Raw genomic sequence first — 15,200 nt, forward strand, 5'->3', positions numbered from 1 at the left:
GCCATGGCGGAAACGATCAAGGGCGTTCTTGGCGACGAGTTCAGGTTCCACGTGGGCGAGGACGGGGGCGCCGTGGAGCGGGGGCCGCTGCTCCCGCTGCGCGTGCTCGTGGTCGCCGATCTCACCCCGCGCGATCCGCACAACGCCGGGGCGAGCCCGCCCGCGGGCGCGGCCCGCGTCGACGCGGGCCGGTTCGACAACCTCTTCGCGGCGCTCCGGCCGCGGATCGCGATCGAGGTGCCGAGCGTGCTCGCGGGCGGCCGGCCGGCGCGCGTCGACCTGTCGCCCACCGGCCTGAAGAGCTTCCGGCCCGACGCGCTCTGCGCCGAGGTGCCGCTCCTGCGCTCGCTCCTCGACGGCCGGCGCGTGCTCGATCGGCTGCGCGACGGCTCGGCCACGCTCGAGCAGGCGCGCGCCGAGCTCGATCGGCTCTGGGGCGGCTCCCCGCTCGTGCGCGACATCCTCGGCCTGCTCCCGGCCGCGGGCGCGGGCGCGCCGCCGGGCCGCCCCGCGGCGCCCGCGGTGGAGCGGCCCGCGGCGCCCGCGCCGGCCTCCGACGTGGACGCGCTGCTCTCGATGGTCGACCTCGGCGGCGGCGGCGGGGACGCCGGCGCGGCGCCCGCGGCGCCGGGCGGCCCCGACCCGAGGCCCGCGGAGGGGGGGCGGTTCGCGGAGCTCATCGCGACCGTGGCGGCGAGCGCCCGCCCGCGCGCGGGGCAGCCCGCGCGCCCCGCCGAGGCGATCGCGCAGCTCGAGCGCGCGATCGGCGCGCAGCTCGGCGCGATCGTGCAGCACCCGGAGGTGCGGCGCCTCGAGGAGGCGTGGCGGGGGCTGAGCCTGCTCGTGGACCGCGTGAAGGCGGCGGAGGGCGTCCGGGTCGAGGTCGTCAGCGCGCGGCCGGACGAGGCGGCCAGCGCGCTCGCGCGGGTGCTCGCGCAGACGGCGAGCACCGAGCCGCCGGCGTCGGTCGCGATCGTGGACGTCGCGATCGACGGCAGCGCCGCCGCGCTCGCGCGCCTCGAGGAGATCGCGCGCGTCGCCGAGGCGCACGCGCTCCCCGCCGTGGTGAACGGCGACCCGCGGCTGCTCGGGGTCGAGGGCCTCGGCGGCGTCGAGCGGCTCGACAACAAGGCCGCGCTGTTCGGCGCGCCGCACCGGGCGCCGTGGCGCGCGGCGGCGGCGCGGCCGTGCATGCGGTGGGTCGCGATCGCCATGAACCGCGTGCTCGGCCGCATGCCCTACGACAAGTCGACCTCGCGCATCCGGGAGGCGGCGATCGTCGAGCAGCCGGGCGACGAGGGCGGCCGCGTCTGGATCTCGCCGGCGTACGCCGTCGGCGCGCTGATCGCGGCGAGCTTCCGCGAGACGGCGTGGCCGTGCCGCATCGCGGGCGCGAAGGGCGGCGGGGTGCTCGGGGACCTGCCGGTGCACGAGGTGAAGGGCGCGTACGAGGGCGACGAGGGCGTCGCGATCCCGACCGAGGCGTTCGTGTCGACGGACACCCAGCGCGATCTCTCGAAGAGCGGCGTGCTCCTGCTCGCGTCGGCCCCGAACAGCGACGCGGTGTACGTCCTCACCGCGCCGACCGCCTATGTCCCTCCGGAGAAGCGCACGTACGACGGCTCCACGGCCGAGCCCGAGGCGCGCCTCGAGCGCGTCTCGCTCGTCGACCAGCTGTTCGTCGCGCGCGTGGTGCAATTCCTGCGCGCGCTCGCCGCGAAGCTGCCCGCGGACAGCGACCCCGCCGAGGTCCAGCCGGTCGTCGAGGGGGCGCTGTGGACGCTGTTCGAGAACGCCCCGCCGGCGAGCATCGAGCTCGCGGTGAAGGCCGGCCGCGGCCAGGGCGGGGCCGAGGTCTCGGTGACGGTGCGGCCGCGCCGCTTCCTCGGCGTCGCGCTCGACGAGGTGTCGCTCGAGATGCCCCTCGGCTGAGGCAGGATTGACGCCGCCCGGCCGGCGGGTGAAGAATCGCCGCATGCGGCTCCGCGTCGCGATCCTCATCTCCGTCCTGAGCACCCTCTTGATGACGTGCCAGCGGCCGCCGGCCCCGCAAGCGCCGGCGGCCGAGTGCGGCTGTCGCAAGAAGTAACTCGCGAAGGACGACTCCGCGGCTCCCGGCGGAGAATCTGCCCCTGTCGCCGCGAGGCGAGCGCTCCTCGGGCGGAGCATGCCTGTCGTGCCGCGGATGAGCCCGGGAGGCCTCGAGATCGCTCCATCCGCCTCGGAGGAGCTTCAAAGAACGACCCCTGCGCGGCGCACTCACACGCACCGCAGGATTGCCACCCGCCGTCCGGCGGCGTTTCCTCGGCGCGATCTCTCCGAGGCGGTCGGCCGGAGCTTCTCCTCCGGTGACGACGAAGCGCACGGAATCCTCGCCCCTCTCGTCTCGACGGAGCGCATCGGATTGCGGTGTTGCGCATTCGCCCGGCGGCGCGGTCGCCCCGTTGCTCCGTCGCTCGGTGACGCGGCGGCGCGCAGTCGCCCCGCTGCTCAGTCGCTCGGTGACGCGGCGGCGCGCGGTTGCGCGGGAACTGCCCAGCTCGCGCGGCGCGCGCCGATCGACGCGCCGGCGGGCGGGGGTTGCGTCCGCCCTGCCTTCGTCGCGAACGGCCCGCGGATTGCAATCACCGCGGCGCATGAAGCCTCGCACCCAGCAGAATACCCGCTCCAATCACCCGTTCGCCGGCCGCAGGGCCGTGGTGATCGGTGGGAGCATCGCGGGCCTGGTCGCAGCCCGCGTGCTCGCCGACCATTTCGACGAGGTGGACGTCATCGAGCGCGACGGCATCCCCGACGACCTCCGCGAGGCCCGCAAGGGCGCGCCGCAGGCCCGCCACCTCCACGGCCTGCTCGCCCGGGGAGAGCGCATCCTGAACGACCTCTTCCCCGGCTTCACCGAGGACCTGATCCGGGACGGGGCCGTCGCGTACGACTTCGGGGTCGGCCTCGCCTGGCACCACCTCGGCGCGTGGAAGCCGCGCTTCGAGACCGGCGTGCTGACGGTGAGCATGACCCGGCCGCTGCTCGAGGCGCACGTGCGCCGCCGCACCTTCGCGCTGCCCGGGGTGCGGCGCCTCGACCAGCGCGAGGTGGTCGAGCTCTCGGCCTCCCCCGATCGCTCCCGGATCACCGGCGTCGTGGTCCGGCGGCGCGGCGCGCCGGGCGGCGTCGAGGAGCTGCCGGCGGACCTCGTGGTGGACGCCAGCGGCCGCGGCTCGCGCGCGCCGGCGTGGCTCGAGGCGCTCGGCTACGGGCGGCCCGACGAGTCGACCATCCAGGTCCGGGTGGGCTACGCCGGCCGGCAGTACCGGCCGAGGGATCCGGCCGAGCTCCCGTGGACGGCGCTGTACGTCCTCGGCTCGCCGTCCGACAGCCGGCGCTTCGGCTGCATCGCGCCGGTCGAGGGCGGGCGCTGGATCGTGGTGCTCGCGGGCCTGTTCGGCGATCACCCGCCCGCCGATCCCGACGGCTTCCTGGAGTTCGCGCGGGGCCTGCCGAACGACGCGGTCTACCGGGCGCTGCTCGCGGCCGAGCCGCTGACCGACGTCGCCACGTACAAATTCCCGGCGCACCTCCGGCGGCATTACGAGCGCATGGCGCGGCTGCCCGAGGGGTTCGCCGTGCTGGGCGACGCGCTCGCGAGCTTCAACCCCGTTTATGGGCAGGGGATGACGTCGGCCTGCCTCCAGGCGCTCGCGCTCGACGCCGCGCTCGCGGAGCAGCGCGGCCGCGCGGGCCCGGGCGCGATCGCGGGGCTCGCGCGCCGCTACCACGCGGCCGCGGCGAAGGCGGTCGATCTGCCGTGGCAGATGTCCACCGGCGAGGACCTCGCCTACCCCGAGACCCAGGGCCGCCGGCCGCTGCTCCAGCCGATCCTGCGCTGGTACACCGGCATGCTGCACCGCGCGGCGCAGGTCGATCGCGAGGTCTACGTGCGGTTCGTGCGGGCGATGCACATGCTCGACGGGCCCGAGGCGCTCCTGGATCCGGGCCTGTTCCTGCGCGTGCTGCGCGCGGGGAGGTCGGCCTCCGCGCCCGCGGTGGCCGCGGCCGCCCCGGCCCACCGGCAGCCCGCCGGCGCCTGAGCGGCCCCGGCCGCCGCCCGGCCCGGGCCGCGTGGCGGCGGGAGCCTCCACCGGCGTGGAGGCCGGCGCCGCCAGGCGACCGGCGTGAAGGCCGGCGCCGCCAGGCGACCGGCGTGGAAGCCGGCGCCGCCAGGCGCGAGCGAGCCTCTCGCGGCGCCGGAACGCGACACCCGACCCCCGCAGCACCGCTGAACGAGCGCCTCCCCACGGCCCCGCGCGGCCGCGAGGCGTTGCCTGCCCGGCGAGTTCTGGTAAGAGTTGCGCGCCTTTACCCCATCACCGCTCGGCGCGCGAGGCGGCCCCTCGCGGAGGCAGGACATGACCGAACCGATGAATCCGCTGCTGGAGCTCGTCACCCGCGATCGAGAGCACGACTGCGATGGGTATGGCCAGGCGAGCGTCTGCGTGCGGGTCGTGGGCGTCGCCGAGCTGCCGACGCGCGCCGGGCATTTCCGCATCGTCGCGTTCTGGAACAACCGCGACGCCAAGGAGCACATCGCGATGGTGCACGGCGACGTCGTCGGCGCCTCGAACGTGCCGACACGGCTGCACTCCGAGTGCCTCACCGGCGACGTCATGGGCTCGCTGCGCTGCGACTGCCGCGATCAGCTCCTCGAAGGGCTGAAGAAGATCAAGAGCATGGATCGGGGCATCCTGCTCTATCTGCGCCAGGAGGGCCGCGGCATCGGGCTCATCAACAAGATCCGCGCGTATGCGCTGCAGGACCAGGGGCTCGACACGGTCGAGGCGAACCTGGCCCTCGGCTTCCGCGACGACGAGCGCGACTACGCCGTCGCGGCGCACATGCTGCACAGCCTGAACGTGAGATCGGTCGAGCTCATCACGAACAACCCGAACAAGGTCCAGCAGCTCAAGCAATACGGGGTGTCCGTGGCCGGGCGCATCCCGCACGTGATCCCGCCGAACGATCACAACCGCTTTTATCTGGAGACCAAGGCGAAGCGGTCGGGCCATTTCATCGACATGTGGGGGAAGCCGCACCTGACCGAGCAGAGCGATCCGGTGGTGGTCGACGGGATGTCGCCGCCCGACTCCGAGCCGACGCCCGCGAGCTGAGCGCCCGCGGGCGAGGGCCCGGGCCGAGCCTCGAGTGATTCACATGAAGGCGGGGAAACAGGAAGATCATTGATCTTTCCTTCCCGCCTTCCCGCCTTCATGTTCAAACCCGGCCACCCCCCTTCGCGGGGCGCCGCGCGGCGCCCCGCGATCGTGTCAGGGCGCGTCGATCAGGCGGCGCACCCGGCCCGCGTGGGGGCTCGACGGGAACTGCGCGAGGAACGCCTCGGCGCGGGCGCGCGCGCCGCCCGCGCGCCCGCTGCGCAGCAGCGCGTCGATCGCGACGAGCTCCCGCTCCGCCGCGAGCCGGCCGTCCGGGAACTCGGCCCGGTGCTCGTCGAGCAGGGTGAGCGGCGCCTCCGGCGACCGCGCGAGCGCCGCCCTGACCTCGGCGAGCCGCCCGGCCTCCCGGAGCAGCTCGTCGCGCTCCAGCAGGGCCGCTCGCGGCGCTGCCGGCCGAGGCGCGGCCCCGCGCTGGCCCGCGCCCCTCGGGGCCAGCTGCCCGGGCGCGGCGGCCCGGGGCGACGGCTCGTCGCCCGGCACGGGCGCTCCGAGCGCTTGCTCGCTGCAGCCTGCGAGGAGGACGGGGAACGCGGCGGCGAGGCCTCCCGCGATCCATCGATGGCGTGACGAATGGTGAACGACGTGCATGTCGCCGGACTCCTTCATGGGCCGAGCTGGCGGATCTCCGCGGACACGGGCGCGCTCGATCGCGCATGCCCATTCCCGGCCGCAGCTCGCCGTCGTCGATGCCGCGGTGGCGGCACGACGTGGTCGACGTGTTCGGTTCGCGCTCCAGCAACTCCGGCTCGAGCGCCAGCATCCATGGCTGACGGGCGTAGTGTAAAATTGAAGTTGGGATTGTCAACTCTGCTTACATCGATGTCGACAAGCAGCGCGATCCCTTGTCGATGGCGTCGATCGGCCCATTGAGCTCCTCTGGCTCAAAACGTGGCCCAAACGTGCCCGAGATGTGCTCAAAACGTGCCAGCGACGCCCGCGCCGACGCCGCCTCTCGCGGGTGCGAGCGAGAGGCGGAAACCGTGCGTGTCCGGGCCGGCAACGCCTCGGCGCGGCCCGTGAAACAGAACCGGAATCAGCACGCCGGCGGCGGAGCCGAACACGGCGCCGGTGAGCACGTCGGAGAAATAATGGCGGTCGCCGGCGATGCGCAGGTAGCCGGAGAGCGCGGCGATCGCCATTCCGTTCGCCCAGACCCACGGCGCCGCGCGATAGCCGCGCATCGACGCCACGGTGCCGCTCGCGGCGGCGAGGGCGAACGTGGCGGTGGCGTGGCCGGAGAAGAACGACAGATTGTCGTCGTTCGGGAGGGGGCCCGAGAGGCCCTCACCGGGGCGGAGCACATCCGGGTTGTCGAAATGGGAATAGGGCCGCTCGCGGCCGACGATGTACTTCGTGACCTGGTTCAGGTTCATCGCCACCACCGTCGCTTCGGTGACGATCACGAGGTCGGCGGCGGTGTTCTCGGAGCGCCCGTCGTACCACGCGGCGAGCGCGGTGAGGCCCAGCGCGGCGGCGGGCGCGACGGCGAGGACCGCCACATTGCTGAGATCATGGGCGGTGTTCGGGTTGCCCCTCCACACCAGCGCGTCGCGGACCGACGTGTCGAGCGCGTTCGCCGCGCACCAGCGGCACGGATCGGGGGCGAGGCCCTTCTTCGCGAGCTCGGAGGCGACCCACGCGGCGCCGCCGACGACGGCGATGGGCAGATCGACCTCCGGCCGGTACGCGAGCTCGGGAGGCGGCTCGGCAGCGGCGGCGGCGGGTGACAGGGCGACGAGGAGGGCGGGCAGAGCGATCGCGGCGGTGCGCACGAGGGGCGGGAGCGTACCCCGGCCGGGTCAGGCGCGCGACGGCCCCGGCGCGGCGAGCAGCAACCCGTCGAGCAGGCGCGCGTGGGCGTCGTCGACCACGCGCCGGAGCTCCGCCGGACCGGCCTTGGACAGCGCCCCCGACGCCGCGAGGGTCGCGAGGCCGTGGTGCATCGCCCAGATCGGGACCGCCAGCGCCATCGGATCGCCCGGCGGGAACGCCCCGGCGCGCTGCGCCTCCTCGATGAACCCGAGGAGCAGGCCGAGGCTCCGCGACGTAGCCGCCGCGACCCGCGGGTCCTCGGCGTCCACCTCGCTGGAGTACATCACGTGGAAGGGCGCCGGGTGCTCCAGCGCGAAGCGGACGTAGGCGTAGCCGGCGGCCAGGAAGCGCGCCCGGAGCGCGCCCCCGGCCTGCTCGAGGGCGGCCGAGATCTGCGCGGCGAGCTCCGTGCTCGCCTGCACGGCGAGCTCCGTCATCAGGGTGCGCTTGTCCGCGAAGTGGCGGTACGGGGCGGCGTGCGAGACGCCGATCCGCCGCGCGACCTCGCGCAGCGTGAAGCGCGCGTTCCCCTGCTCCTCGATGAGCGCGAGCGCCTCCTCCAGCACCGCGCGCCGGAGGTCGCCGTGGTGGTAGGGCCGCTCGACGGAGCGCGACGCAGGTGCAGGGGGGGTGCGCGCGCGCGGACGGCGGCGCCTTGCGGGGGGAGCCACAGCGCAGGGGCACGATACCACGAAGGCCGGCCCCGGAGGGCCGGCGAGGCGGCCCCGAAGAAAATGTAGACGGCGGAAACTTTCCGGATGTTGTCAGTGTCATCATCGGGCGCGCGGACGGCCCGGAGGGGCCGGCGCGCGGCACGTCCCGTCCATCGCACCCCGTCCAGGAAAGGAGCCCCCGTATGTCCGAGCCCCGTCGATCCCCCGAGCGCGAACGTCTCCTCGCCGCCGTGGAGCGCGTCCGCGGCGTCGCCGTCGCCCACGCCGAGGCGTCCGAGCGGCTGCGCACGCTCGCGCCCGCGGTCGTCGACGCGCTGCGGTCGAGCGGCCTCTTCGCGGCGGCGGCGCCGCGCGCGGTCGGCGGCGCGGAGAGCGATCCGCTGACGCAGCTGGAGGTCTTCGAGGCGATGGCGCGCGCGGACACGTCGGCGGGGTGGTCGTTGATGATCAGCGCGCTGCTCGCCGCCCTCGCCGGGGGCAGCTTGCCCGACGAGGGGGCGCGGCAGGTGTTCGCGGGGCCGTTCCCCACCTTCGCGGGGCTGCAGGTCCCGAGCGGGCTCGCGCGGCGGGTCTCCGGGGGGTACGTCCTCGAGGGGCGCTGGGCGTTCGGCAGCGGCGTGCGGCACGCGCGCTGGGTGTTCACCTGCGCGATCGTGCCGCCGGAAGGCGGGGCGCCGCCGGCGGGGCCGCCCGAGATGCTCAGCCTCGCGGTCCCGATCGAGCAGGTGGCGATCGAGGACACGTGGGACGTCGCCGGCTTGCGCGGCACCGGGAGCGACCATTACCGGATCGAGGGCGCGTTCGTGCCCGAGGCGCTGACGTGCGCCTTCCCGGGCGCCCCGCGGCGGCGCGGCGGCGCGCTGTACGCGATCCCCCTCCTCGCCCTGCTCGCGGCCGGCCACGTCGGCTTCGCGCTCGGCGTCGGGCGGCGCGCGCTCGACGAGATCGCCGCGGTGGCCCCGCGGCGGATCAAGGCGTGGCCGCAGCTCGCGCTGGGCAGCCACGCGGCCTTCCACATGGACCTCGGGCGCGCGGAGGCGAAGCTCGCCGCGGCGCGCGCGTACGCGTTCGACGCGCTCGGGCGGATGTGGGACCGGGCGCGCTCGGGCGAGGGGCTCGCGATCGAGGACTGGGCGGAGATCCGGCTCGTCCAGACGTACGTGACCGAGGTCGCCGCGGAGATCGCGGGCTTCGCCTACCGCGCTGGCGGCGGGAGCGCGCTGTACGCGGCGAGCCCGCTGCAGCGCTGCTTCCGCGACATGCACGCGGCGACGCAGCACATCGCCGCGACCGACGACGCGTACGAGTTCGCGGGGCGCGCGCGGCTCGGGATCGCCGAGCTGCACCCGCTGCTCGCCCCGCGGGAGGCGGCGGGCGGAGAGCGGGAGCGACGGGGCGGATAGTTCCGCCCACCAGGAGGCCGGTCAGGCAGCCGGAGAGAGAGTTCAACGCAAAGGCGCAAAGGCGCAAAAAGAACAGATGTTATCTGTTTTTGCGTCTCTGCGCTCTTGGCGCCTTTGCGTTGAAGCTCCTCTCCGCTCGCGAGGCAGATCCCTGGCGGGACGATTCCGCGGGGACGAACCGTCGCGATCCGTCGCAGCCCCGGGGATTTGGGGAGGGCGTGACGACGGATCGCAGCCCCTCGGAAGGCGTGGGCCCAACCCGGGCCCAAGCGTCAAGCTCGGGGCCTGGGGAGCGCGTCGCGACCGATCCGCCGCCTCGAGCGGCCGTGGTCGCCTCGCTCGCCAGCATCCTGAGCCGCGCCGTCGCCCTCGGGGACGAGGTGGCGGCCCGGGTCGTTCACGAGGCGCTCGGTCGGCTGCTCGGGCTGCCGGTCGCACCAGAGGGGTGAGTCCGCGCTCGCGCAGCTGAAGCTGGCGCCGAAGCGAGCGCTGATGCTCGACGATACGCCCTACGTCGAGGCAGCGGCTCGGCTGGGGGGCCGCACGGTGGCGCTCCGCTGCGGCGGGCGCAGCGACGCGGACCTGGCGGGCGCGATCGCGATATCTCCGACCACCTTGGCCCCACGATCTGCACGCCGATCGGCAGCCCGTCCTCGTCCTGCCCGGCCGAACCGACGAGCGCAGGAAGCCCCGCGACGTCCGCCATCGCCTGCAACGCGCCCTGGCCGAAGTACTCGGCGTCTTTGCCGTCGACCTTCAGCGGAGCGCCCGACGCGCAATGCGGAAACGCGGTCGGACGCCGAAAGCGCGCATGGATCCATCGTGGACGATAGCCGTCCTGGTTCGACCAGCCCTCGCCGTCCGCGTAGACGAGCCTGGCGGTCTCGCGCTGAATGCACGTCATCACCGCTCGCAGGGCGTCCATCGCTTCGTCATGGGCGTCGTGAGGAGTGAAGCTGTAAATGGTGCGAACGTCCCGCAGGTATTCGGTCACACGTGAACTCGTGCGTAAAATTGAGAGCGCTCCACAAATCCTCCCGTCGCCGGCCTGCGAAGACGCGCCGGCTCGATCCGGTTTCGTTCGGCGCTCCAGGGGCTGCGCTGACACTCTCACAAGAACCGTCTCAGGGGGCCAGCTCACGATCTGCGCGAGCATGCGCTCCTCGGGAACGTCGCGGCGAGGTGCCGGCAGCGCGCCTGGATCTTCCGAGGCGCGCTGCCCCGGGTCACACTGCGGTGTAGCCGCCGTCCACGGTCAGCTGCGTGCCGGTCATGTACGACGACCAGTCGGACAGCAGGAAGACCGCCGGTCGAGCGATCTCGTCTGCGTGCGCGTACCGCTTCATCAGCGTGGCCGCGCCGAAGGCGTCGAGCACCTGCTCGCCGCTTTGCATATGATCCCAGATCTCGGTCTCCACCGGGCCGGGCAGGATGGCGTTGACGCGAATCTTGTCCGCCGCGTAGTCGATGGCCGCAGACTTGGTGAGGCCGAGGATCGCGTGCTTGGTCGCGGCATAGACGCCGAACCCGGGCGCAGAGACCGTGGAGGCGATCGAACCGCAGTTGACGATCGAGCCGCCGCCGCTCTTCTTCATGACGGGTACTTGATACCTCATGCACAGATAGATGCTGTGCAGGTTGACCTGCATGAGAGCGAGGTAATCGGCGACCGGCACGTCCGCGAGCGGCCCGAGCGCGGTGGCGATACCGGCGTTGTTGAAGACGCTGTCCAGCCGCCCGTGGGCCTCCACGGTGCGCTCGATCAGAGCCTGGATGTCCGCCTCGACGGTGACGTCGGTGCGGACGAACAGCGCGTTTCCACCCTCCACCTTGATGCGGGCCACGAGCGCGTCGCCCATCTCCTGGCGTCGCGCGGCCAGCACCACCTTGGCGCCGGCCCGCGCCGCCGCGATCGCTGTCGCGGCCCCGATTCCCGATGTAGCCCCGGTGATCAAAACAACTTTATTGCTGAGCATGGTAATATCAACTCCGTGTAATAAGGATTGGAATGGATCGATAGACTGGCTGTCTCCAGCTGACGGGACGACGGCGAAGAGGAGCGGCCCGAGGGGCCGCCGGTGCTCGTCGCGACGTTCACGGCGCCGCGGGCTCGCCTTGACGAGCTCGAGGCCGTCCAAGCGTTCGCGCTGGCGTGCCACCGAGGATAGCCCGCGCGAAGCCATCCCGACCTGTCAAGAATTTTCCGCCAACGACCGGCGGTTGGCATAACGTACAAGAAGTACGATCCACTGATCCGCGTATAAATACCAACAGATCCAACGAGTTCACTCGCATATGTGATATTGTCTACATTACGCTGGCGACGCCGTCAGATTTCAGCGCTGCCCGATTCTATTTGGCGAGGGCGGGAACGGCAAGAGCGCGGGGATCAACCTTGTGAGGGCGATGTTTCCGCCGGAAGCACTCGCGAGCCTTCCGCCGCAACGGTGGACGGAGCGATTTGCGCTGTCTGCGCCAGAAGGAAAACTGGCTAACTTCGTGTCGGAAACGCCCAGCGGAGAGCGCCTCGAGGGTGGAGCGTTCAAGGCGGTGGTGACCGGCGATCCGGTGATGGCGGAGAGAAAGCACCGTGATCCCGTTGAGTTCCGGCCGGTCGTCGGGCACATCTTCAGCACGAACCTGCCGATCGCTGCGTCGGATTTCTCCGCGGGCTTTTGGCGACCGCCTATGATCCTGCCCTTCACCCGAAGGTTCGACACAGCGCCGGAGCGAAAGATAGCCCCCGAGGTTCGCGATATGGATCAAGAGCCGAGGTGGCGCACCGTCCGTGGGTGTTGACGTTTCCGTTTCCGTGGCGGCGCAGGCTTGCCAGGACGGGGCGTTGTTCGGCGTGCTGACCCGCATCTTCGTCGAGAGCGTGGAGCGGTTCTACGAAGAGCGCGCCGCGCGCGCCTTCGCTGACGGGACTGTCGCGGTAGGTGGTCGAACCTCCTCGAGGAGGTGGAGAGATGGCCGGACCTCCTCGGAGAGATGGCCGGACCTCCTCGGGGAGATGGCTGCACTTCCTCGGGGAGATAGCCGCACCTCCTCGGAGGGATGGTTGCACCTCCTCGGGGAGATGGCGGATTGGTCCGAGTCTGCTCAAGTTGAGCAGACTCGGCGCAAGCAACACCTTGCTTGCCGGGCATTTTCCCCGGGATCTCACGCCTGTCCAGGAAGCCTCGAGCGCTGGCTCCCACCTTGCTCTGTCCGCGCCCACCTGAACGGAGAGCGGAAATTCATGCGAACGTTGAAGATCCCGGCGGTGATGCTCGGCACCTGGCTGGCCGCGGCCACCGCGGGTTGCGAGAACAGCGCCGAGGAGCCGAAGCCGGGGCCCACGGGCTCCAGCACCACGACGAGCAGCGGCGGTCACGGCGGCGAGGGCCAGGGCGGCCAGGGCGGCGACGGCGCCGGGGGCGCGGGGCAGGGCGGCGACGGCGGGCAGGGCGGCGACGGCGCCGGCGGGCAGGGCGGCGCGGGGGGGCAGGGCGGCGATGGGGCCGGCGGGCATGGCGGGGGAGAGCCCAGCACGTTCTGCCAGCCCGACGCCCTGGCGTCTTGCTACACCGGCCCGGCCGGCACCCAGGGCGTGGGCGCCTGCGCGGCGGGCTTCATGATCTGCGACGCGCTGGGCTCGGGCTATGGCCCGTGCACCGGCGAGGTCCTGCCCTCGGCCGAGGCGTGCGGCACGATCACCGACGACGATTGCGACGGGCAGGTCAACGAGGAGGACGCGGGGTGCGCCTGCGTCCCGGGATCGGCGCAGCCCTGTTATGGCGGCCCCGCGGGCACCGAGGGCGTGGGCGCCTGCCACGCGGGCACGCAGACCTGCAACGCGCTGGGGACGGGCTACGAGGCCTGCACGGGCGAGGTGCTGCCCTCGGTCGAGACGTGCACGAGCGCCGCGGACGACGATTGCGACGGGCAGGCCAACGAGGAGGGCGCGGGGTGCGTCTGCATCCCGGGGTCGACCGTGCCGTGCTACCAGGGCCCCGCGGGGACCGAGGGCGTGGGCGTCTGCCACGCGGGCGTGCGCACCTGCAACGCGCAGGGCACGGGCTATGGCTGGTGCACCGGCCAGAGGGTGCCCGACGACGTCGAGTGGTGCGCGAGCCCCCAGGACGAGAACTGCGACGGGCTGGTGAACCCCGCCTGCGCGCCGGTGACGCTGGCGGCGGGGAGCGCGCACTCGCTCGCGGTGCGCTCCGACGGCACGATCTGGGGCTGGGGCGACAACGGCGATTACCAGGTCAGCGTCTACCAGAACGCCGGGGTCTATGGAGATCCGTTCTTCGTCCAGGAGCTGAGCGGCGTGACCGACGTCGCCGCGGGTTACGGGCACTCGCTGGCCCTGCTCGCGGACGGCACCGTCCGGGCCTGGGGCACCAACTACGGCGGCCAGCTCGGGACCACCACGACCATCCCCGATCTCGTCGTGGTGCCCGGCCTCGACCAGGTGATCGACGTGGCGGCGGGGCGATATCACTCGATGGCGCTGCGGTCGGACGGCACGGTCTGGACCTGGGGCGATAGCTCCTCCGGCCAGCTCGGGGACGGCACCGTCGGCTGGCGCGCGACCCCGGCGCCCGTGCCCGGCCTGAGCAACGTCGTCGCCATCGCGGCGGGCGACATCCACGCGCTGGCCGTGCTCGCCGACGGTACGGTGTGGGCCTGGGGCGAGGGATCGCAGGGGCAGCTCGGCGACGGCGCGTCGGCCGACAGCGCGGTCCCGGTGCAGGTTTCGGGGCTCGACGGGGCGATCGCGGTGGCCGCGGGGACCTGGCACTCGCTGGCGCTGCGCTCGGACGGCACCGTGCGGGCCTGGGGCGAGGGGTCCGAGGGCCAGCTCGGGCAGGGCGTGGCGGCCGACAGCGCGGTGCCGGTGCCCGTGGCGGGGCTCGACGCGGTGACCGCGATCGCCGCGGGGATGGGGCACTCGCTGGCGCTGCGCTCGGACGGCACCGTCCGGGCCTGGGGGAGCAACGGCAGCGGGCAGCTCGGCAACCCGGGCTATTCGTGGTCGCAGCCGCATCCCACCCCGGTGCCCGTGCTCCTCGACCAGATCACCGCCATCGCCGCGGGCGACATGTACGCGCTGGCGCTGCGCGCCGACGGGACCCGCTGGGCCTGGGGCGACAACGACAGCGGGCAGCTCGGCTACCACGATGTAGGATCGTCCGTCGGGGTCCCGGTGGAGGTGTGGCCGCACTGGTGAGCGCGGTGTTGCCGAGCCAGCTCATTGATGGCCATGAAGACCGCTTGGATGATGGCCATCATTGCGCGGCTGCACGCCCACCACGGACGCGATGGTGCGGGCGTACTCGGGCGCGTCAAGGGTGCGCTACCTGCCGGTCGCCGCTACGCGCCCTTGGTCCGCCCTGCGTGCGCCCGCTGGGTGGCGCCCCGGGTGATGGGCATACGGATGCCACCGGAGGGGGTTCCAGGCTCCGGATGGCAGCAAGAAGTCGGCTCACAAGGTGCCGCAAAAGGCCCATCTATGGGTTGCTGTACGGTGGGACCGGTGATGCCGCGAGCCCTTCACCGCGGGCGACGCGGCGGCGCAGAGCGCCCCGTTGGGCCACACCGGAGCCGCCCTCGGCGGCGAAGCAGGCGGAAACTACGAAAATCGCTGCTATTTCCAGCGACCACTCGCTGTCGACCGGTTTCTCTGGCGGGACTCTTCCGCGGGGGTGAACCGTCGCGATCCGTCGCTTCCGCGGGGATTTCGGGAGAGCGTGGCGACGGATCGCACCCGTTCGGAGGGCGTGGACCCAACCCGGGCCCAGCGGCCGAGCCCCGGGCTTGGGGAGCTCGCCGTGACCGATCCGTCGCGTCGGGCTGCGGTGGTCGCCTCGCTCGCCAGCTCCCTGAGCCGCGCCGTCGCCCTCGAGGATGAGGTGGCGGCCCGGATCGTCCACGAGGCGCTCGGTCGGCTGCTCGGGCTGCCGGTGGTACCGGAGGGGTGAGCAAGCTTGGGCCGAACGTCGAGCCCGCCGCTCGCGTCGACGCGCTGCCGGAGCCTTGCCGCTCGCCAGTGCCCGCAGGCTCTCCGGGGATCGCCCGCGCGCGGCGGTTGCGTGCCG

At 73.0% G+C, this 15,200-nt stretch carries 13 protein-coding genes; 8 read left to right on the forward strand and 5 right to left on the reverse strand.

Annotated elements, in window-relative coordinates:
* Window positions 1-3: 3 nt before the first annotated feature.
* From WMF26_RS28770 to ribA, 3 genes are all read left to right on the forward strand, one after another.
* A complete protein-coding gene (locus WMF26_RS28770) occupies window positions 4-1,932 on the forward strand; it encodes a type VI secretion system contractile sheath domain-containing protein (protein WP_437995282.1) in 1,929 nt (642 codons plus the stop codon).
* Window positions 1,933-2,636: 704 nt separating this feature from the next.
* Window positions 2,637-4,085 (forward strand): FAD-dependent oxidoreductase, encoded by a 1,449-nt coding sequence (locus WMF26_RS28775; protein ID WP_437995283.1) that lies wholly within the window; start codon window positions 2,637-2,639, stop codon window positions 4,083-4,085.
* Between the two features lie 318 nt (window positions 4,086-4,403).
* Window positions 4,404-5,162, forward strand: a complete 759-nt coding sequence (gene ribA, locus WMF26_RS28780; RefSeq protein ID WP_020737694.1) for a GTP cyclohydrolase II — start codon at window positions 4,404-4,406, stop codon at window positions 5,160-5,162.
* 156 nt (window positions 5,163-5,318) lie between these two features.
* Here the strand turns inward: ribA and WMF26_RS28785 are convergent, their stop codons facing one another.
* The 3 genes from WMF26_RS28785 to WMF26_RS28795 form a co-directional block, all read right to left on the reverse strand.
* Entirely contained in the window at window positions 5,319-5,813 is a 495-nt protein-coding gene (locus tag WMF26_RS28785) for a hypothetical protein (RefSeq protein WP_437995284.1), read from the reverse strand.
* 326 nt (window positions 5,814-6,139) lie between these two features.
* Window positions 6,140-6,997, reverse strand: coding sequence for a phosphatase PAP2 family protein (locus WMF26_RS28790; protein ID WP_437331624.1), 858 nt, complete (start codon window positions 6,995-6,997; stop codon window positions 6,140-6,142).
* A gap of 27 nt (window positions 6,998-7,024) precedes the next feature.
* A complete protein-coding gene (locus tag WMF26_RS28795) occupies window positions 7,025-7,708 on the reverse strand; it encodes a TetR/AcrR family transcriptional regulator (protein ID WP_437995285.1) in 684 nt (227 codons plus the stop codon).
* A 185-nt stretch (window positions 7,709-7,893) separates the two neighbouring features.
* On the opposite strand from WMF26_RS28795, the gene WMF26_RS28800 reads away from it, so the two are divergent.
* Complete coding sequence (locus tag WMF26_RS28800) at window positions 7,894-9,114, forward strand: acyl-CoA dehydrogenase family protein (protein WP_437995286.1); 1,221 nt, start codon at window positions 7,894-7,896, stop codon at window positions 9,112-9,114.
* A gap of 326 nt (window positions 9,115-9,440) precedes the next feature.
* Window positions 9,441-9,563, forward strand: a complete 123-nt coding sequence (locus WMF26_RS28805; RefSeq protein WP_437995287.1) for a hypothetical protein — start codon at window positions 9,441-9,443, stop codon at window positions 9,561-9,563.
* Here the strand turns inward: WMF26_RS28805 and WMF26_RS28810 are convergent.
* Both WMF26_RS28810 and WMF26_RS28815 read right to left on the reverse strand, forming a co-directional pair.
* The gene (locus tag WMF26_RS28810; protein ID WP_437995288.1) at window positions 9,512-10,270 is read right to left on the reverse strand and encodes an amidase family protein; all 759 of its coding nucleotides are present in this window, start codon (window positions 10,268-10,270) and stop codon (window positions 9,512-9,514) included. The two genes, WMF26_RS28805 and WMF26_RS28810, sit on opposite strands and share 52 nt — an antisense overlap.
* A 70-nt stretch (window positions 10,271-10,340) precedes the next feature.
* Complete coding sequence (locus WMF26_RS28815) at window positions 10,341-11,090, reverse strand: SDR family NAD(P)-dependent oxidoreductase (protein ID WP_437276434.1); 750 nt, start codon at window positions 11,088-11,090, stop codon at window positions 10,341-10,343.
* A 373-nt stretch (window positions 11,091-11,463) separates the two neighbouring features.
* Here WMF26_RS28815 and WMF26_RS28820 point away from each other — a divergent pair, with 373 nt between their 5' ends.
* From WMF26_RS28820 to WMF26_RS28830, 3 genes are all read left to right on the forward strand, one after another.
* Complete coding sequence (locus WMF26_RS28820) at window positions 11,464-11,913, forward strand: DUF5906 domain-containing protein (protein ID WP_438002461.1); 450 nt, start codon at window positions 11,464-11,466, stop codon at window positions 11,911-11,913.
* 442 nt (window positions 11,914-12,355) lie between these two features.
* Window positions 12,356-14,332: an RCC1 domain-containing protein gene (locus WMF26_RS28825; protein ID WP_437995289.1), complete on the forward strand. Its 1,977-nt coding sequence runs from the start codon at window positions 12,356-12,358 to the stop codon at window positions 14,330-14,332.
* Between the two features lie 601 nt (window positions 14,333-14,933).
* Complete coding sequence (locus tag WMF26_RS28830; RefSeq protein ID WP_437995290.1) at window positions 14,934-15,083, forward strand: hypothetical protein; 150 nt, start codon at window positions 14,934-14,936, stop codon at window positions 15,081-15,083.
* The last annotated feature ends 117 nt before the right edge of the window (window positions 15,084-15,200 follow it).

The sequence above is a fragment of the Sorangium sp. So ce185 genome, assembly GCF_051526825.1.
Classification (GTDB): domain Bacteria; phylum Myxococcota_A; class Polyangia; order Polyangiales; family Polyangiaceae; genus Sorangium; species Sorangium cellulosum_D.